Origin of the sequence: Flavobacterium paronense (assembly GCF_030409795.1) — a bacterium.
Taxonomy (GTDB): Bacteria; Bacteroidota; Bacteroidia; order Flavobacteriales; family Flavobacteriaceae; genus Flavobacterium; species Flavobacterium paronense.
Genome location: NZ_JAUFQN010000019.1, coordinates 2,098,074 through 2,118,050 on the forward strand (window position 1 = coordinate 2,098,074; position 19,977 = coordinate 2,118,050).

The 19,977-nt window shown below is 34.3% G+C and carries 18 protein-coding genes; 10 read left to right on the plus strand and 8 right to left on the minus strand.

All coding sequences use genetic code 11. The features are described 5' to 3' along the window. Nucleotides 1-14 precede the first annotated feature (14 nt). Genes QWY90_RS10415 through QWY90_RS10430 form a run of 4 tightly spaced genes read left to right on the plus strand, consistent with a single transcriptional unit; the run spans nt 15 to nt 3,309 of the window. Nucleotides 15-557 (plus strand): hypothetical protein, encoded by a 543-nt coding sequence (locus QWY90_RS10415; RefSeq protein WP_290285867.1) that lies wholly within the window; start codon nt 15-17, stop codon nt 555-557. Continuing rightward, nucleotides 554-1,648, plus strand: coding sequence for a Nif3-like dinuclear metal center hexameric protein (locus QWY90_RS10420; RefSeq protein WP_290285868.1), 1,095 nt, complete (start codon nt 554-556; stop codon nt 1,646-1,648). The genes QWY90_RS10415 and QWY90_RS10420 overlap by 4 nt, the downstream gene beginning before the upstream one ends. 3 nt (nt 1,649-1,651) lie before the next feature. Then, nucleotides 1,652-2,431, plus strand: a complete 780-nt coding sequence (locus tag QWY90_RS10425) for a zinc ribbon domain-containing protein (protein ID WP_290285869.1) — start codon at nt 1,652-1,654, stop codon at nt 2,429-2,431. A gap of 32 nt (nt 2,432-2,463) precedes the next feature. Beyond that, nucleotides 2,464-3,309 (plus strand): alpha/beta hydrolase, encoded by an 846-nt coding sequence (locus QWY90_RS10430; protein ID WP_290285870.1) that lies wholly within the window; start codon nt 2,464-2,466, stop codon nt 3,307-3,309. Between the two features lie 2 nt (nt 3,310-3,311). Here the strand turns inward: QWY90_RS10430 and QWY90_RS10435 are convergent, their stop codons facing one another. Next, the gene (locus QWY90_RS10435; RefSeq protein ID WP_290285871.1) at nt 3,312-4,985 is read right to left on the minus strand and encodes a S8/S53 family peptidase; all 1,674 of its coding nucleotides are present in this window, start codon (nt 4,983-4,985) and stop codon (nt 3,312-3,314) included. Nucleotides 4,986-5,242: 257 nt separating this feature from the next. Between QWY90_RS10435 and cphA the strand changes: the two genes are divergently transcribed. Then, nucleotides 5,243-7,858, plus strand: coding sequence for a cyanophycin synthetase (gene cphA / locus QWY90_RS10440; RefSeq protein WP_290285872.1), 2,616 nt, complete (start codon nt 5,243-5,245; stop codon nt 7,856-7,858). Between the two features lie 57 nt (nt 7,859-7,915). After that, entirely contained in the window at nt 7,916-8,377 is a 462-nt protein-coding gene (locus QWY90_RS10445; RefSeq protein WP_290285873.1) for a DinB family protein, read from the plus strand. Here the strand turns inward: QWY90_RS10445 and QWY90_RS10450 are convergent, their stop codons facing one another. The 6 genes from QWY90_RS10450 to tgt all read right to left on the minus strand — a co-directional run bounded on the left by QWY90_RS10450 (nt 8,378) and on the right by tgt (nt 15,564). Then, nucleotides 8,378-9,637 carry an asparagine synthetase B gene (locus tag QWY90_RS10450; protein ID WP_290285874.1) on the minus strand — a complete coding sequence of 420 codons (1,260 nt, stop codon included), beginning with the start codon at nt 9,635-9,637 and terminating at the stop codon, nt 8,378-8,380. Nucleotides 9,638-9,724: 87 nt separating this feature from the next. Next, on the minus strand, nt 9,725-11,272 hold the full coding sequence (gene dnaB, locus QWY90_RS10455; RefSeq protein WP_290285875.1) for a replicative DNA helicase: 1,548 nt from the start codon (nt 11,270-11,272) through the stop codon (nt 9,725-9,727). A gap of 140 nt (nt 11,273-11,412) precedes the next feature. Next, entirely contained in the window at nt 11,413-12,366 is a 954-nt protein-coding gene (locus QWY90_RS10460) for an acetyl-CoA carboxylase carboxyltransferase subunit alpha (protein ID WP_290285876.1), read from the minus strand. Nucleotides 12,367-12,476: 110 nt separating this feature from the next. Beyond that, a complete protein-coding gene (locus QWY90_RS10465; RefSeq protein ID WP_290285877.1) occupies nt 12,477-13,358 on the minus strand; it encodes a DMT family transporter in 882 nt (293 codons plus the stop codon). Continuing rightward, nucleotides 13,345-14,430: an LptF/LptG family permease gene (locus QWY90_RS10470; RefSeq protein WP_290285878.1), complete on the minus strand. Its 1,086-nt coding sequence runs from the start codon at nt 14,428-14,430 to the stop codon at nt 13,345-13,347. Before QWY90_RS10470 ends, QWY90_RS10465 begins: the two co-directional genes overlap by 14 nt. A 3-nt stretch (nt 14,431-14,433) precedes the next feature. Next, complete coding sequence (gene tgt / locus QWY90_RS10475) at nt 14,434-15,564, minus strand: tRNA guanosine(34) transglycosylase Tgt (RefSeq protein WP_290285879.1); 1,131 nt, start codon at nt 15,562-15,564, stop codon at nt 14,434-14,436. A 179-nt stretch (nt 15,565-15,743) separates the two neighbouring features. Here tgt and QWY90_RS10480 point away from each other — a divergent pair, with 179 nt between their 5' ends. The 3 genes from QWY90_RS10480 to QWY90_RS10490 all read left to right on the plus strand — a co-directional run bounded on the left by QWY90_RS10480 (nt 15,744) and on the right by QWY90_RS10490 (nt 18,378). After that, nucleotides 15,744-16,439, plus strand: coding sequence for a VIT1/CCC1 transporter family protein (locus tag QWY90_RS10480; RefSeq protein ID WP_290285880.1), 696 nt, complete (start codon nt 15,744-15,746; stop codon nt 16,437-16,439). A 135-nt stretch (nt 16,440-16,574) separates the two neighbouring features. Beyond that, complete coding sequence (locus tag QWY90_RS10485) at nt 16,575-17,420, plus strand: transketolase (RefSeq protein WP_290285881.1); 846 nt, start codon at nt 16,575-16,577, stop codon at nt 17,418-17,420. 4 nt (nt 17,421-17,424) lie between these two features. Next, nucleotides 17,425-18,378, plus strand: a complete 954-nt coding sequence (locus QWY90_RS10490; RefSeq protein ID WP_290285882.1) for a transketolase family protein — start codon at nt 17,425-17,427, stop codon at nt 18,376-18,378. A gap of 55 nt (nt 18,379-18,433) precedes the next feature. Here the strand turns inward: QWY90_RS10490 and bamM are convergent, their stop codons facing one another. Beyond that, nucleotides 18,434-19,522: a BamM family beta-barrel-assembly machinery protein gene (gene bamM, locus QWY90_RS10495; RefSeq protein WP_290285883.1), complete on the minus strand. Its 1,089-nt coding sequence runs from the start codon at nt 19,520-19,522 to the stop codon at nt 18,434-18,436. A 79-nt stretch (nt 19,523-19,601) separates the two neighbouring features. Here bamM and QWY90_RS10500 point away from each other — a divergent pair, with 79 nt between their 5' ends. Beyond that, nucleotides 19,602-19,973 (plus strand): RNA-binding S4 domain-containing protein, encoded by a 372-nt coding sequence (locus tag QWY90_RS10500; RefSeq protein WP_290285884.1) that lies wholly within the window; start codon nt 19,602-19,604, stop codon nt 19,971-19,973. The last annotated feature ends 4 nt before the right edge of the window (nt 19,974-19,977 follow it).

Below are 19,977 nucleotides of genomic sequence, written 5' to 3' on the forward strand. Positions count from 1 at the left end.
GTCTAAAAATATTTTTGATTTTTTTTCTTATTTCATCAGCAGCATTTTCTCAGGAAAATGACAATGCTGCTATTCTAAAAATAATTTTTACCAAATATTATAAAACCGAAAAAGTTATTGCCAAAGGAAGATTACAATTGCTTAATTTTTATTGCAAAAAAGCACCAAATAACGAAGAAGTTTTGGAAGTAATATCCCAAAGTGATTTACTCAAAAAAAACGCTGCCGAAATCAAAAAAGAAATTATTGTTGGCATTGATGAAGATTGGTCTGTAGCTTACAACCTGTTATTTGACAATCAAAATCAATATTTGAAAAGCAAAGTTAATGCGTGTTTATCTTTTGAAGAATTTAAAACTGTTTCTGATCGAGAAGGTCTAAACAACCAACGTTTACTGATTATAAACAAACCAATATATTTTGATAACAATAATTTTGCTTTAGTTAAAATTGCTTTTTACAGAAACATTGAGCACAACAGCGGTAGTTTTTTGCTACTTGAAAAAGTAAACGGTATTTGGGTAATTAAAGACTATTTAAATCAATGGGCAACATGAAAATAAAAGAAATACTATCAATTTTAGAAGAAATGGCGCCTTTGGCTTATGCCGAAGATTTTGATAACGTTGGTTTGCTTGTTGGAAATCAGGAAAACGATGCTACAGGAATTCTGGTTTGTCACGATGCTTTGGAAACTGTTATAGAGGAAGCCATTACCAAAAAATGTAATTTGGTTGTTTGCTTTCATCCAATCATTTTCTCAGGTATAAAAAAAATTACGGGTAAAAATTATGTAGAGCGTTCAGTTCTTAAAGCCATCAAAAATGATATTGCCATTTATGCAGTTCATACAGCTTTAGACAATCATAAAAACGGTGTTAATAAGATTTTTTCAGATGCGTTGGGTTTGATTAACACAAAGATTTTAATTCCCAAACAGAACTTTATTCAAAAACTAATTACCTATACCATTCCCGAAAACGTAGAAGAATTGCGCAATGCCTTATTTGATGCCGGTGCCGGAAAGATTGGCAATTATGAAGATTGTAGTTTTAATTCAAAAGGTATTGGGACTTATATGGGAAACGAAGACAGCAATCCTCAACTTGGAGAACGATTCGAATTTGTTGAAACACCTGAAATTAAAATCGAAGTCACTTTTGAAAAACAATTACAATCCAATATACTAAAAGCACTTTTTAAAAATCATGTATACGAAGAAGTGGCGTATGAGATTTATGATTTGCAAAATACACACCAAAACATTGGTTTGGGAATGATTGGCGAACTAGAAAAACCAATGAACGAAGACCATTTTTTTGCGTTTGTAAAAGACAAAATGCAATGTGGCGGAATTCGGCACAGTATATTGCGAGGAAAACCAATTCAAAAAGTTGCTGTGCTTGGCGGTTCAGGAAGTTTTGCTATTAAGATTGCAATTCAGGCAAATGCTGATGTTTTCCTGACTTCTGATTTGAAGTATCACAACTTTTATGAAGCTGAAAATCAATTGGTTTTGGCCGATATTGGGCACTTTGAAAGTGAAAGATTTACAAAAAATTATATTGTTGATTTTCTTAAGAAAAAAATCCCTAATTTTGCAATCATTTTTTCGGAAGAAAATACAAATCCAGTTAAGTACTTATAAAATATGGCGACTACAAAAGAACTAAATGTTGAAGACAAATTAAGAGCTATTTATGACCTTCAAATCATAGATACAAGAATTGATGAAATCAGAAATGTACGAGGCGAATTGCCTTTGGAAGTGGAAGATTTAGAGGATGAAGTTACTGGTTTAAGCACTCGTTTAGATAAATTAAAAAGTGATTTGGTTACTATAGAAGAGCAAATCAAAACTAAGAAAAACAATATTGACGATCATCAGGCAGCCATAAAAAAATATACGGCTCAACAAAAAGAAGTTCGTAACAATAGAGAATTCAATTCTTTGACAAAAGAAGTAGAATTTCAAGAATTAGAAATTCAATTAGCTGAAAAACAAATTAAAGAATTAAAAGCTTCTATAGATCATAAAAAGGAAGTGATTTCAAATTCTAAAGAAAAATTAGATCAAAAATCAACTCACTTAAAACATAAGAAAGCTGAATTGAGTGATATCATGGCAGAAACTCAAAAAGAGGAAGCCTTCTTAACCGAGAAATCAGCTGAATATGAAGCGCTAATCGAAGAAAGATTATTAGCAGCTTACAAAAGAATTCGTTCAAGTGTTCGTAATGGTTTAGCAGTTGTATCCATTGAACGTGGTGCTTCGGCTGGTTCATTCTTTACGATTCCACCACAAACACAAGTAGAAATTGCTGCTAGAAAGAAAATCATCACCGATGAACATTCAGGAAGAATCTTAGTAGATGCTTCTTTAGCAGAAGAAGAAAGAGAAAAAATGCAAAAATTATTTGCTCACCTATAATATACTAATCCCGATTTATTCGGGATTTTTTTATGAAGAAAATTCAATTCTTTATTATCACTAAATCAGTTGGGATATATCTCAACGTATTGAGCTATGTCAATTTGGAAGTAGCTAAAAACAAAGCATACGAACTTTTTAGTCAACCCAGAAAAGGCAGAATCAAAAAAGAGAAAATGCCAAAAACATTACAGAACGTAACTTATGAAACCTTTGAATGCCAAAATGAAAAGTTTCAAACCTACATTTGGCATGGCAACGACGAAATAATACTATTGGTTCATGGATGGGAAAGCAATGCTTCTCGTTGGAAAAAATTATTACTTTATTTAAAACCTTTAGGTAAAACCATTATTGCTATTGACGCACCAGCTCATGGATTAAGTGATGGTAAAGAATTCAACGCACCAAAATACGCAGAATACCTTCATGTTTTAATCCAAAAATACCAACCTAAAATTATCATTGGTCATTCTATTGGTGGCGCTGCTATTGCTTATTATCTGAACAAATATCAAAATACAGAAATTGAAAAAATAGTTCTACTTGGAGCGCCTTCCGATTTTAAAATTTTGAGTGACAACTTCATTAAACTTCTGAGTTTAAACAACAGAATTAAAATGCAATTAGAGAATTATTACCACGAAAAATTCAACATTCATATCGATGATTTTTCGGGTCACAAATTTGCCAAAAACTTTACCCAAAAAGCTTTTATCGCACATGATAAAGAGGATAAAGTAGTACTAATAGATGAAGGTCGGAAATATGCCAGCACTTGGGAAAACACCATCTATATAGAAACAACTGGATTAGGACACAGCATGCATGACGGAGAATTATACCTTAAAATAGTTGATTTTATTACCCAAAACTAGAATTAGTTTTTAATAATTTTTTGAATAAAACTTTTCCCCATTTCAGAAACTTTAACAAAGTACAATCCACTTGATAATTGAGATGCATCAATAATCTTATCAATTGGTAAATTAGAAGTATAAACCAATTGTCCTAAACTTGTATAAATTTCAATAACAGCATCAGTAGAAATCAAATCACTTGACATTATAGTAAACTGATTCGCTATTGGATTTGGATAAATATGAAATTGAAATTTTTCTTCTCCCTTAACGCCCAAAGATTCATTGAAAACTCTTTGAATGGCTGCTTGCATATTAGGAATAGGTCCTATATTTCCAGACACACCTGTTCCTTGAGCAATTCCAGTTTCTTGCATTATATTTTTTAATTGCTGAGGACTCAAATAGGCATTTCTTAAACTAAAATAATAGGATTGTAATATTGCTGCACATGAGGCTACAATTGGTGTAGCTGAACTTGTTCCGTTAAATGTTACATAACTTTGATTAAAATCATTCCCTATCAAGGTGTAAAAATTTCCTAATTTACCTATTGTTTGTACATTTTCTCCCCAAGCTTGTAAATCAACTCTTGAACCATAAGTACTAAAAGAAAGTTTATCATGATTTACTGTTGAAGTACCAGCACCAACAATTATGGCACCGCTATCACCTCTTGCCATATAACTTGCAAAGGTTGATGAATCTAAATTAACCGAACCATTGCCTGCAGCTGCAACTATAGTAATACCAGAATCAGTTGCTGCTTTGGTTAAATCCCAAATAACTTGATTGTATTCTGCCATTACATAATCAGTAGAAGTAAATGCGGTGGTTTGCATTTCATAAACAATAACATTACCACTAGTAGAATTATTAATACATTGAGAAACCGCATTAATTCTATCATAGCCGGATTGCTGCCATTCGGGAAATAAGATTAATTCTTGAGCACCATAAGCTAAACCTGAAATACCATAACTTCCTTTATCAGCATACAAAATTCCAAAAACGCCTGTTCCATGCTCCGTATAGGCTTCAGTAGCGCTTGTAGAAATGGTCATTCCACTAGCTAAACTGGCATTAGCATCAGCTAATTCCTCATGGTTTTTATTAAAACCATATTCAACATCTCTCAATTTTATATTTTGTCCATTCAAACCTAAATTCCACGCATATTGCATATTTACTCCAGGATTTGATTGAATATAACCTTGATTAGCTTCATAATTTGCTGTAGTCGGCGCAATATCAACGGGTGGTTTTATGGGTTGAAGAGAAGTCAAACAACAGTATTCAACAACATCCAATTTTTCAAGAGCCATACCAACTTCCAAAAGACGTGAGTTAGTAGGATTTTCAATTTTGATTTTAAATATATTCCGAAGCTTTCTAACGGCGTCATAATTTCCATGGAGCTGCTTGGCATTTTCTTCCATAGTATTTAATGTGTTCTCCGAAATCGTAATGCCTTTTTGAAACTCAATCCCATACTCTTCAACAAGTACTTTAAAATCAGGATTACTTTCTTTAAGTTCTTGAAAAAAAGACGTTGAATAAAGTGGAACGTTTAAACCAAAAGAAACAAACAAATCGTGCTTAGAATCTGAGGTCAAATAAAGTTGCCCTTTTCGTTGCTGAGCAAAAGAAGTTGATACAATAATTATAAATAGATAAAGTAGATTTTTTTTCAAAGCTTAAAGAATCAATAAGTTAAACATCAAAAGATTGTAGTGCAATATAAGAATCTTTTCAGTTACTTTATCTTAATTCAACTTCACAAAACATTTTTTTATCTAAAACATAACATTTTGAGATTCTGAAACTTTAAAAAATTATAATACCCTTTTTATTTTTTTGCCATTTCTTCAAAAAAAATACATCCCAACAATAAAAATTTCCTATTTTTAACAAAATCATTACTAAATACTTTTACTAATTATTCTTAATCATGAAAATAGATAAAATACAAGCACTTCGTGGTCCAAATATTTGGAGTGTTCAACGTAAAAAATTAATCCAAATGCGCCTTGATTTGGAAGAAATGGAACAATTTCCAACCAATAAAATTGAAGGTTTTCGTGAAAGAATAGAAGCTATGTTTCCAACTATGATTGAACATCGTTGCTCCGAAGGTACACGCGGCGGTTTCTTTTCCCGTATTGAGCGAGGCACATGGATGGGTCATGTAATTGAACATATTGCTTTAGAAATTCAAACCTTGGCCGGAATGGAAACTGGTTTTGGAAGAACTCGCGAAACCAAAACTCCAGGAATATACAACGTTGTTTTTAGTTACACTGAAGAAAATGTAGGAATGTTTGCAGCCGAAAGTGCCGTTGCTATTGCAGAAGCTTTAATTGCCGGAACTGATTATGATCTTGAAGCTGATATTCAAAAAATGCGTGAAATTAGAGAGCGTGTTCGTCTTGGACCTTCTACAGGAAGTATTGTTGAAGAAGCTGTTGCAAGAGATATTCCTTGGATACGATTAGGAACAAATTCATTAGTACAATTAGGTTATGGTATCAATCAAATGCGTTTTCAAGCTACAATTACCTGCAAAACAAGTAGCATAGCTGTGGATATTGCTTGTAATAAAGAACAAACTAAAAAAATGCTCGATGCCGCTTCAATTCCGGTTGCCAATGGAGGAATTTGTGTTGACGAAGAAGATTTAGATGAAGTTATCAGAAAAATTGGCTACCCAATTGTTTTAAAACCTTTAGATGGAAATCACGGAAAAGGAGCTTCTATCAACGTAAAAAATAGAGAAGATGCAGTAGAAGGTTTAGCTTATGCCAAAAAATATAGCCATCGCGTTATCGTTGAAAAATTTATTACGGGCTATGATTTCAGGGTTTTAGTTATTGATAATAAATTAGTAGCTGCTGCCAAAAGAGAACCAGCACATGTCAAAGGTGACGGAAAAAATACCATCCAACAATTAATTGACGAAACCAATAAAGATCCACGTCGTGGTTACGGACATGAAAATGTGTTAACCCAAATTGACGTTGATAGAGATACCACCGATTTATTAGAAAAATTAAATTACACTTTAGAAACCGTTCCTAAAAAAGATGAAACTGTATACCTAAAATCAACTGCAAACTTGAGTACTGGCGGAACTTCTATAGATGTTACCGATATGATGCACCCTGAAAACATCTTCCTTTGCGAAAGAATTTCGCGTGTCATTGGTTTAGATATTTGTGGTGTGGATATCATGGCTGAAAACCTAACCCAACCTTTGAAAGAAAATGGAGGTTGTATTCTTGAAGTTAATGCTGCACCAGGATTCCGAATGCACTTAGCACCATCAGAAGGACTGCCAAGAAACGTTGCTGCACCAGTTATTGACATGCTTTATCCTCCTGGGAAACCGAGTCGAATTCCAATAATTGCAGTTACTGGAACCAATGGAAAGACTACTACGACAAGACTTTTAGCACATATTGTAAAAAATAATGGTTATAAAGTTGGTTTCACCACATCGGATGGAATTTATGTTCAAAACCATATGATGGAAAAAGGAGATACTACCGGACCCGTTTCTGCTGAATATATTTTGAAAGATCCAACGGTCGAATTTGCTGTTTTGGAAACCGCTCGCGGCGGAATTCTTCGTTCCGGACTTGGCTTTAGCCGATGCGATATTGCTATTATTACTAATATTCAGGAAGACCATTTGGGCTTGAGCGATATTCACACTTTAGATGATTTGGCTCGAGTAAAAAGTACGGTTGTCAAAAGTGTTAAGAAAGATGGTTGGGCCATTTTGAATGCTGAAGATGAGCAATGTTTAAAAATCGCAAACGAATTAAGTTGCAATGTTGCCTATTTTAGTATGGATGAAAATAATCCAATTGTAAAACAGTTTTCTAAAGAAGGAAAGATTGTAGCTGTTTATGAAAATGGATTTATTACCATCAAAAAAGGAGAATGGAAAATGAGAGTCGAAAGAGCTACTCACGTTCCGTTAACTATGGGTGGAAAAGCCAAATTCATGATTGCCAATGTTCTAGCTGCCACTTTAGCAAGTTATTTACAAGGATTTAAAACGGATGACATTAGTTTATCATTACAAACATTTATTCCAAGTGCTGCACAAACACCTGGAAGAATGAATATTTTTGAGTTTAAAAAATTCAAAGTATTAATTGATTTTGCTCACAATCCTGCTGGGTATAAAGGTATTGAAGACTTTTTACAAAGTGTTGAAGCCACCAAAAAAATTGGAATTATTGCTGGTGTTGGTGACCGTCGTGACGAAGACATTAAGGAATGTGCCAATATTGCGGCTCGTATGTTTGATCATATTATCATTCGACAAGAAAAACATTTGCGCGGTAGAACGGAAGAAGAAATCATCGGACTCATTATGGAAGGTATTGCCGAATCAGGTAAAACAGTTACTACAGAGATAATCAAAAAAGAAGTTGAAGCTATTAAACATGCTATCGATAATGCCGAAGAAGGAAGTTTCATTACAGCATTAAGTGATGTTGTGACCAATGCTATTGAAATTGTTCAAGAATATTTGGATAAAGAAAGTGAAGCTTAAATAATAAATACTAAAAATCCCAAACCACAACAGTTTGGGATTTTATCTTTTTAATAGATGAGAAAACTACTTTTAATTTTAGGCCAACTGGAATTTCATATTCCAAATTACGAAAAAACCAATTTAGCTGTTTCGCAATCAACTATTGGTTGGCAAATTGACCATAGCTTAATCGTTATTAATGCCGTAGTTCAAGAACTCAAAAACTCCAGTCCAAAAAATTATAGATGGAAGTTTAATAAGATGCGGCTCTTAATCAAAATAGTAAATAAAATTCCGAGAGGAAAAGTCAGAGTGCCTAAATCGGTCAAGCCTATTGATACTGCTAAGATGGAAGAATTAAAGAACAAACTCGAATTTGCCAGAAAGAACATTGCCGACATTTCAACACTTCCGCCTAACAGCTATTTTACACATCCTTTTTTTGGAGATTTGAATTTAAAAGCTACGATTTGGTTTTTAAAATTGCATACGAAGCATCATTTGAAGATAATTGAGGATATAGTAAAAACTTCTTGATTAAGTCTTCTGCGGTTTCTTTCTAGCAGCCGGAAACAATACGTTATTCAATATCAATCTAAAACCAGGTGAGTTGGGATGCAAATCTAAAACGGTTGGCTCATCTCCTACTCGATGTTGGTAATCTTCGGGATCATGACCGCCATAAAAAGTGAAAAATCCTTTTCCTTTTTGCCCATGAATATATCTTGCTTCGTCATTCAATTCGTTTTTCCCTAAAATCAATACGTTTGACTTTATCAATTCACTGTCAAAAGAAGTCGTTTGTCCCATAAAACCTTTGATAAGTTGCGTATGATTTTGGCACAACATGCTAGGAATAACATCCCATTTTGCGGAGAATTCCATCAAAGTGAAATAATCTTTTTCAAACGGAATTCTTCTTTTTTCAGTCATGTCAATATCCGAAAACTCATAATGATCGGGCTTTCTGTCCAAAATAAAATCTTTGAAAGCAAAAGTTTTTGAATAATCAATTTTTGATTGATAATTGGGTTCGCTATCATCGCCATCAAACATGGGTTCACATATATCAGCTCCGTTTGCTGCTAAAGCAATATCAAAACTATCGGTTGCCGAACACATAGCAAACATAAATCCACCACCAATAACGAAGTCCTTAATCTTTTTGGCAACAGCCAATTTCTCTTGAGAGACTTTAGCAAAACCTAATTTGGCTGCCAAAGCTTCGGCATCTTTCTTTTGTTCGATATACCAAGGTGCGTTTCTGTAGGCTCCATAAAACTTTCCGTATTGACCCGTAAAATCCTCGTGATGCAAGTGGAGCCAATCATACAATAATAATTGATCGCTCAAAACTTCTTCATCATAAACCACTTTAAACGGAATTTCGGCATAGGTCAAAACCATCGTAACGGCATCATCCCAAGGTTGTTTTCCTGGTGGAGAATATACTGCAATCTTTGGTGCTTTTTCCAAAACCACGGTTTCCATGTTTTGTGATGGGCTTGATATATCAGCTAAAATTGATTGCATTTCTGCATCGGATAAAATTTCGAAACTTACTCCCCTGATTTGGCATTCCTTTCTAATCTCGGGAACATCGGGTAACAAAAAGGAACCGCCACGATAGTTTAACAACCAACTGGCTTTGTAACTTTTATCTAGCGCCCAATAGGTAATTCCGTATGCTTTAAGATGATTTTTTTGCGTAGTTTCATCCATGGGCAACAAAATAAAATTTGCCTTAGCAGAAAAGGAAAGAAGCATCAGGAAAATATAGAGTGTCTTTTTAAACATCTTTAGTGAAATAATGAAACCAAAGATAATAGATTTACTGTGAAGAAAAACATAAAAAAATCCCGAGAATTAGTCGGGATTGTATTTTTAAAATGGTACGTCGCTGTCGTCGTCATTGGAATTAATATTGCTTCCAAAAGCTTCGTTGGCGGATGGTAAATTCTTAGTCATAAACGGATTATCATCGTGATTCATTTTCGATGGTAAATCATCAAAAGTGCTACCATATTCCTCGAGGTTATCGAACTTTCCTAAATTTCCAATGAACTTCAATCGGATACTTTCTAAAGAACCGTTTCTGTGTTTGGCAATTATAAATTCGGCCTGGCCTGCAGTTGGTGAAGCTTCTTCATCATCCCATTCATCAATTTTATAATATTCGGGGCGATAAATAAATGATACTATATCGGCATCCTGCTCAATTGCTCCCGATTCACGTAAGTCAGAAAGCAATGGTCTCTTGCTCGAACCACGTGTTTCAACAGCCCGCGATAACTGAGATAAGGCAATAACTGGAACTTCCAATTCTTTGGCTAATGCCTTTAAATTTCTGGAAATAGTTGAGATTTCCTGTTCACGATTACCCATTCCCTTTCCGTTGCTTCCACCGGCAGTCATCAATTGAAGATAATCGACAATGATAAGTTTTATTCCATGTTGCGATGACAAACGACGCGCTTTTGCTCTTAAATCAAAGATAGAAAGCGATGGTGAATCATCGATATATAATGGTGCTTTTTCTAAGTCTTTCACTTTCGTGGAAAGTTGCTCCCACTCGTGTTTTTCGAGTTTTCCGGTTCTTAATTTTTCGGAAGACAAACCTGTTTCAGAGGAAATCAAACGTGTAATTAACTGTACTGAAGACATCTCAAGAGAAAATAGGGCTACAGGTTGTCCAAAATCTATTGCTATATTTCGTGCCATAGAAAGTACAAAAGCTGTTTTTCCCATACCTGGACGAGCTGCAATAATGATCAAATCTGAAGGTTGCCAACCCGAAGTTATTTTATCTAACTTTTCAAAACCAGTTGCAATTCCGCTTAAGCCTTCTTTATTAGCGATTTCTTCAATACGTTTTTTGGCTTGGATTACAAGACTTTGAGCTGTTTCAGAACTTCTTTTTATATTTCCTTGAGTAACTTCATATAATTTCGATTCCGCTTTATCTAATAAATCAAAAACATCTGTAGTTTCATCATACGATTCTTCGATGATTTCGGAAGAGATTTTTATTAAGCTACGTTGAATATATTTCTGTAAAATAATTCTGGAATGAAACTCGATGTGAGCCGAAGATGATATCTTTTGAGTAAGCTGAATAAGGTAAAAATCACCACCCGCTAAATCTAATTTGGCGCTCTTTTTTAGCTGAGCCGAAACTGTTAATAAGTCAATAGGCTGAGAATCTGTGAATAATTGAAAAATAGCTTCAAAAATGTGCTTGTGTGCTTCCTTATAAAAAGCATCTGGTTGTAAAATATCGATTACCTCATCAACCCCTTTTTTATCAATCATCATGGCGCCGAGCACAGCTTCCTCTAAATCGAGTACTTGTGGCGGGAGCTTACCTTTTTCTAGGTTTATAATAGTAGTTTTATCTACTTTTATAGGGTTCATATTTCTGAGATTTTCCATGTAGCGAAAGTAACTATTTTGATGTGATTATTGGGATTGAGTTATTCAAAAAATATGTTTATAAGTTTCTTTTTTTTGTTAACAACCAAAAAAAAATCCGAAACTGTAGGGCTTCGGATTTTAGTATATTTTATAAGAAATTACTCTTTATATTCGCCCATTTTGCTGTATTTGTCCATCCTTTGAGCAACTAAATCTGCTGTTGATAAATCTTTTAATTCGTTAAACGCTTTCATAATATATTGTTCAACCGTTTTGAAAGCCGTTGCTTTATCATAATGTGCACCACCAAGCGGTTCCGGAATAACATCATCAACCAATTTCATTTTTTTCATATCGGTAGAAGTCAGTTTCAAGGCTTCGGCAGCTTGCTCTTTATACTCCCAGCTTTTCCATAAAATAGAAGAACATGATTCAGGAGAAATAACCGAATACCAAGTATTTTCCATCATCAAAACTCTATCTCCAACACCTATTCCTAATGCACCACCAGAAGCACCTTCGCCTACAATGACGCAAATTATTGGTACTTTCAAACGAATCATTTCAAAAATATTTCGGGCTATAGCTTCACCTTGTCCTCTTTCTTCTGCTTCTAAACCAGGATATGCACCAGGTGTATCAATTAAAGTTACAACAGGAATATTGAACTTTTCTGCCATTTTCATCAAACGCAAAGCTTTACGATACCCTTCAGGACTTGCCATTCCGAAATTACGTAGCTGACGCATTTTAGTATTGATTCCTTTTTGTTGTCCGATAAGCATAAAGGACTGACCGTCAATTTGACCTAATCCGCCAATCATCGCTTTATCATCTTTAAAATTTCTATCACCAAAAAGCTCCAAGAATGTACCTTTTGTCAAATTGGTAATATGCTCTAAAGTATACGGTCGGTTCGGATGACGTGATAATTGAACACGTTGCCAAGCCGTTAGATTTTTGTATATTTTTCGTTTGGTTTCTTCTAATTTTTTTTCGATTTGTTTGCAAGTCGCAGTGACATCTACATTGGATTCCGATCCAATTATTTGGCATTTATCGAGTTGATCTTCCAGTTCTTTTATAGGAAGTTCAAAATCTAAATATTCCATAGGTTAGTTTGTTTTGATTTAATCGAATAGCAAATATAAAATTTTAAATCGTGATAAAAAGTACTTTTTAAGTTTATTGTAAACAAAATTAATCTTTCAATAGTGCTCTTTTAAATTCGTTTTTTATAACTTTTTATCACAGAATTCAACAATACTGTAATCAAAATAATTACCGCTCCAATGTAAAACTCAAAGCTCATTCTCTCTTTTTCTTTAAATATCAATACGGCTAAAATTATCCCATAAATAGGTTCCAAATTGATGGTAAGCATCACTGTATATGGACTTAAAAATTTCATTATAGAGGTAGAAGCAATAAAAGCATAAGCCGTACAAACCGAACTTAAAATCATTAAATACATCAAATCTTTTACAGAAAGCAAGAAGAAAGTTGGTGAAAAACTATGGGTAACTAACAAAAGAAAAGTAAAAAAAACTACACCTCCACTTAGTTCATAAAAAGAGATTACAATTGGGTCGTACTCTTTTACAAATTTGCTATTGATAACGGCAAAAAGTGCCGAAAGAAAAGCTGATGTTAAAGCAGTCAACATTCCCCAAAGATAATTTCCTTGTACATTAAAAATAATATAAAGTCCAACTACGACGAGTAATCCGAAGAAGACTTCGTAATAGACAATCTTTTTTCCATACAAAATGGGTTCTAGCAAAGAAGCGAAAAAAGCTCCAGTGGAAAGACAAGCTAAAGTGACCGATATGTTTGAGATTTTAATCGCGTGAAAAAAAGTGTACCAATGTAGGGCAATGATTAATCCGGCAAATAAAAATTGAAATGTCGTTTTCGTCGAAATCTTTAGTGGTATTTTTTTGTATACCAAATAAACCGAAATAAATCCTACCGCAAAAAGCATTCGAAACCAAACCAAGGGCAAAGCATCAAGAGAAATCAGCGCACCCAATACTGCTGTGAATCCCCAAATGAAAACAATTAAATGGAGGTGTAAATAACTCTTGAGATTATCGCTTGGCATTTCTGAGCAAATAAATGGCTAAGATGCCAAAAATAATATTGGGAGTCCAAACTGCAAGTAATGGCGGTGCAGTAGCTTTTTCGGCTAAAACCCCAAACACTTTATCCAAAAAGACAAAAGCAAATGCAAGAATAATTCCAATTGCTAAATTAGTCCCCATTCCGCCTCTTCGTTTCATTGAAGAAACTGCAACCGCAATGATAGTTAAGATAAAAGCAGAAACCGGAATACTATATTTTTTATAAAGCACTACTAAATAAACGTTTATATTTGAAGAACCACGAGCTTTTTCTTTGTCTATAAATTTATTTAATTCATTTAATGGCAAAGTTTCAGCAATGTAAACCACCGGAGTTAGATCTTCTAAATCAAATTTAAAAACAGTGTCTTTAACTTCTCCAGATTCTATTATATCCCCAAACTCACCAACTTTTCTTTTGGTGTAATTGTATAATGTATAATTTTTTTTGACTGGATTCCATTTAATTCTGCTGGCAAGTAATTTATATTTCAACTTATCTTTCTCAAATTTTTCCATAGAAAAATTAAAAGCCGTTTTGGAAACTTCATTAAAATTACTCACAAAAATATATTCGTTTTTACTAGTTTGACGAAACACATCGGTATTATTACGCATATCACTGACTCCATCTGTAGTTAAGTAAATGAATCTAAAACTTTTAAATCCAGCACTAGCATTAGGCACCAAATAAATAGTCATCATTAAAGCAAAAAGAGAAACAATCGTGGCGCCAATAATATAGGGTCTAAGAAATCTAGAGAATGAAATACCTGAACTCAATATCGCAATAATTTCGGTATTATTGGCAAGTTTTGAAGTAAACCAAATAACCGATAGAAATAAAAAAATTGGAAATAAAAGGTTGGCGAAATAAATGGTAAAATCTAAATAATATCTTGCTATAGCTGAGAATGCCACGTGATTCTCAATCATTTTATTGACTTTTTCCGATACATCAATCACAATTCCAATCGGAATAAACATCAGCAACATAACGATGAATGTTCCTAAGTAGCGTTTTAGAATGTATTTGTCAATTATTTTTAGCATAGACTATAATCTTTGGCTCATTTGTTTTACCATCATGTCTTTCCATGATCTGAAATCTCCCGCTAAGATATGTTTTCTTGCTTCACGAACCAACCACATATAGAAGCCTAAGTTATGAATTGTTGCAATTTGTTTACCTAAATATTCATTAGCAGCAAAAAGATGACGTAAATAAGCTTTGGTATATTCAGTATCTACAAAAGTATGACCCATTTCATCTACTGGTGAAAAATCGTCTTCCCATTTTTTGTTTTTGATATTTATTGTTCCGTTTGCAGTAAATAGCATTCCGTTGCGGGCGTTACGTGTAGGCATAACACAATCAAACATATCAATTCCGAGAGCAATGTTTTCTAAAATATTTATTGGTGTCCCAACCCCCATTAAATAACGAGGTTTGTCTTCGGGCAGAATTTCACAAACCACTTCAGTCATGGCATACATTTCTTCTGCTGGTTCACCAACTGATAAACCGCCAATTGCATTTCCTTGTTGTCCAGAGTTAGCAATATATTCCGCTGATTGTTGACGTAAATCTTTATAAGTACTTCCTTGAACAATTGGGAAAAAAGTTTGGTCAAAGCCATATTTTGTGGGTACTTTTTCTAAATGATTGATGCATCTGTCTAACCAACGATGTGTCATCTTCATTGATTTTTGCGCATAGCGATAATCGCATGGATATGGCGTACATTCATCAAAAGCCATAATGATATCGGCACCAATTGTTCGTTGAATTTCCATTACATTTTCGGGTGTAAAAAAATGCAAAGAGCCATCGATATGCGATTTGAATTTAACACCTTCTTCTTTTATTTTTCGGTTAGCCGAAAGCGAATACACTTGGTAACCACCAGAATCTGTTAGGATATTTCTATCCCAATTCATAAACTTATGTAAGCCACCCGCTTTTTCGAGAATAGCGGTTTGTGGACGCAGGTATAAATGATAGGTGTTCCCGAGAATTATATCTGGATTAATCTCTTCTTTAAGTTCCCGTTGGTGCACTCCTTTGACAGAAGCAACGGTACCAACAGGCATAAATATTGGAGTTTCAATTACGCCGTGGTCAGTAGTTATACTTCCGGCACGCGCTTTTGAATTAAGGTCTTTCGCTAATAAATCAAATTTCATCTATTTCTTTTAATCAGTCGGCAAAGATAAAAGAATTAGGATTCAGGATTTGGGATTTAATAATTTATTTAACAGTTATATTTTATTACCAAATTAGTCACTTATAGAAATATAGAAACCACAAAGCAATTTGATTGTAAATAAATATATCTTTGTTAAAATTACCTAAAACAACAATTATGAGCGATACTATTTACCAAGAACAGCATTTAAAAAGTTCCGATTTTATAACCGATGTAGTAATCGGAATGAGCGATGGCTTAACCGTTCCTTTTGCACTAGCAGCAGGATTAAGCGGTGCTGTTCATGATAATGGCATAGTCATCACAGCCGGAATTGCCGAAATAGTTGCAGGTTGCATCGCGATGGGATTAGGAGGCTATTTAGCCGGAAAAACAGAACAAGAACATTACGAAAGCGAACTAAAAAGAGAATATTTTGAAGTGGATAACTACCATCAAAAAGAAATTGATGAAGTAAAAGAAATTTTTGCTGATTATGGAATTGATGAAGCTGGACAAACTCTAATAGCAAATCAATTAGCCAAAGACAAGAAAAAGTGGGTTGATTTTATGATGAAATTTGAATTGGGTCTAGAGGAACCACATCCAAAAAGAGCCAGAAATAGTGCTCTAACTATCGGAGTCGCTTATTTTATTGGTGGCCTTTTGCCTTTGTCAGCTTATTTTTTCACTTCTAATCCACAAGACGGATTACTAGTTTCTGCCATCATTACTACTTTATGTCTTTTTGTATTTGGCTATTTTAAAAGTAAAGTAACTGGACAACCTAAGATTAAAGGGGCTTTAAAAGTAACCGCTATTGGTTTAATTGCTGCTGCTGCTGCATTTAGTATTGCTAAATTTATATCTTAATTATTTGAATCTTATTATTTAAAAGTGCTAAATCTTAGGGGTTTTTATAACTTTTCATAACTTTAAAAACAACTAAAATATTTAAATCGAATTATCTGATTATCTTTGCGCCATTATAATTTTTAACTACAAAAAATGTCTAACACACAACAACTTCAAGATTTTACAACACAAACCAGAAGAGACATTCTTCGCATGGTACACGCTGTAAACTCAGGTCATCCTGGTGGTTCTTTAGGATGCGCAGAGTTTTTAACGGTATTGTATCAACATCAAATGAAAAGAAATGCGGGTTTCACTATGGACGGTATTGGTGAAGATTTATTCTTCTTATCCAACGGTCATATTTCTCCTATTTTCTATAGTGTTTTGGCACGTAGCGGTTATTTCCCCGTTGCCGAATTGGCTACTTTTAGAAAACTAAACACCCGTTTACAAGGTCATCCAACAACCCATGAAGGATTGCCTGGCGTTCGAATTGCCTCTGGTTCTTTAGGACAAGGAATGTCGGTGGCTATTGGTGCGGCGCAAGCTAAAAAACTAAATGGTGATACTAATTTAATCTATTCTCTTCATGGTGACGGAGAATTACAAGAAGGTCAAAATTGGGAAGCGATTATGTATGCTTCAGCTAAAAAAATTGACAATTTAATTGCAACAGTTGATTTAAACGGGCAACAAATTGATGGTTCAACTAATGATGTTTTGAACTTAGGAAATTTGAAAGCTAAATTTGAAGCTTTTGATTGGGATGTATTAGAAATCAAAGAAGGAAACAACATCGAGGCTATCATTAAAGGTATGACTGAAGCCAAAAGCAGAACCGGAAAAGGAAAACCAGTTTGTGTCTTGTTGCACACCGTTATGGGACATGGAGTTGATTTTATGATGTACACTCACGCCTGGCATGGTAAAGCACCAAACGATGAACAATTAGCAAATGGATTGGCACAGAATGCTGAAACTTTAGGAGACTATTAGAATTATGAAAAAATATACAAACACAGGAAGTAAAGATACTCGTTCGGGTTTTGGAGCTGGAATGACCGAACTGGGACAAAAGAATGAAAATGTTGTAGCACTTTGTGCCGACTTAATTGGTTCATTAAAGTTTGACGATTTTAAGAAAAACCATCCAGAACGATTTTTTCAAATTGGGATTGCAGAAGCCAATATGATTGGGATAGCAGCTGGTTTAACTATTGGTGGTAAAATTCCGTTTACGGGAACGTTTGCTAATTTTTCTACCGGAAGAGTTTATGATCAAATTCGTCAATCGGTAGCGTATTCTGATAAGAATGTTAAGATATGTGCGTCGCATGCTGGATTGACTTTAGGAGAAGATGGAGCAACACACCAAATTTTAGAAGATATCGGTTTGATGAAAATGCTACCAGGCATGACGGTAATCAATACTTGTGATTATAACCAAACGAAAGCAGCAACTTTGGCGATAGCAGACCATCACGGCCCAGTTTATTTACGCTTTGGTCGTCCTGTTGTACCTAACTTTACGCCTTCGGATGAACCTTTCGTAATTGGAAAAGCGATTATACTTAACGAAGGTAACGATGTAACCATTATTGCTACTGGACATTTAGTTTGGGAAGCTTTAATTGCGGCGGAAGCGTTGGAAGCTAAAGGCATTTCGGCTGAAGTAATAAACATTCATACAATTAAACCTTTGGATGACGCTGCTATTTTGAAATCAGTAGCAAAAACGGGCTGTGTGATTACCGCTGAAGAACATAATATCTTAGGTGGTTTAGGTGAAAGTGTCGCCAGAGTTTTAGCTTTGAACAATCCAACACCACAAGAGTTTGTTGCGGTAAATGATAGCTTTGGTGAAAGCGGAACTCCGGAGCAATTAATGGAAAAATACAAATTAAACAATCAAGCTATTGTTGAAGCTGTAGAAAGAGTAATCAAGAGAAAGTAATTCTTCTCAAATTATATATTAAAAAAATCCCGTTCAAATTGAACGGGATTTTTTATTAATTGCCATGACAACTTGGATCCAGGTAATTTTTCTTTCCATTTCCTGAACCTCCACAAGTTGGTATATCTGCTAAAGGATAGGCATCACCAGTTATAGGGTTTTTGATTTCACTCGCAGTTGTATAAAAATCACCATCATCATCAACGTCTAAAAAATCTGGAACTTCTTCATTTTTATAACTTCCATCAGGTTGCAAAATAGGCGTGCCGTCGTCAGTATTATCAGGATTTGCAACACCTTCTGGCAAAACGTAAACATAACCATCTGGAACACCTGTTGTGATAGAAACGGTACCATCATTATTTACAATTGACGTTGCCAAATCTTCTTGATAAGATGGTATCCCATCAGCATCTTGATCTGCTCTTTGGATTTCATATAATTTAAAACTAAATATAAGAGGCGAATAAGAAGGGATTCCACCTGTAGAATTACTAAAATAGGCTAATCCGGATGGAACAAACATTACTCCAGCACCAAAATCATTAAAAGATGTTGTCCCATCAGGATTCCCTGAATAGGTTCCTGTTTTAAACTGTGGAAATATTTCACTCCAACCTCTTATGACTCCAGTCAGATTAAAATAAGTTTGTGGATTAATTGATTCTTCAAATTCTTCTGATTTGATAGTTGTAACATCAACTCCGCTAATAGTTTCTGTACTACTAAAAATATATTCTCCTCTGTAAGATGTTAAAACTCTATCGACATTACATGGTGATTTACTTGTGGCACCAGAACCTTGTCTTAATTCTAAAAAGTATATTTTATATACAACATCAATATCATTTTGTCGAACCTTAACCATCCTTGTTTTTATTGGATATTGTGTTTGGTCCCAAATAGATGTTTGAGTTCCTCCTTCTGGAATTAAAGTAAAAGTGACATCCTGATCGTCAGTTGCTCCCGGATTATTAACTACTTCAATATAATGGGTATGCATATAGGTTTCGATATTGGCTAAATCCTTTGTATATTGTTCAGCGTAATCGCGAAGAGGTTCCGAACTACTATCACTTTTAGAGCAAGAAAATACTGTTAAAACTAGAGTAAAAAGAAAAATAATTTTTAAAAAGTTATTCATTATTGTTTGAATTTTGAGCTCGCAAGATACAATATTGATTTATTTTTGTAAACAATTTAACGTTGATTTTGGAAAAAAAATGAGAGTAGATAAATATTTATGGTGCGTCCGCTATTACAAAACCAGAAACATGGTAACAGAAGCTTGCCGAAAAAATCATATTACTGTTAATGGTCAAGTAGCTAAGCCTTCAAGGGAGGTTTTTCCGATGGATAAAGTTACCTTTAGAAAAGATCAAATTACATATTTGATTCAGGTTTTAGATATACCACAAAATCGTGTTGGTGCAAAACTAGTAGACATTTACAGAAAAGATGAAACACCTCCTGAAACCTTTGCTCATCTAGAGTTACTTAAACTTTCCAAAGAACATTATCGCAAAACCGGAACTGGAAGGCCAACAAAAAAGGACAGAAGAGATTTAGATGATCTTGAATTAGGTACTGAATAAATAA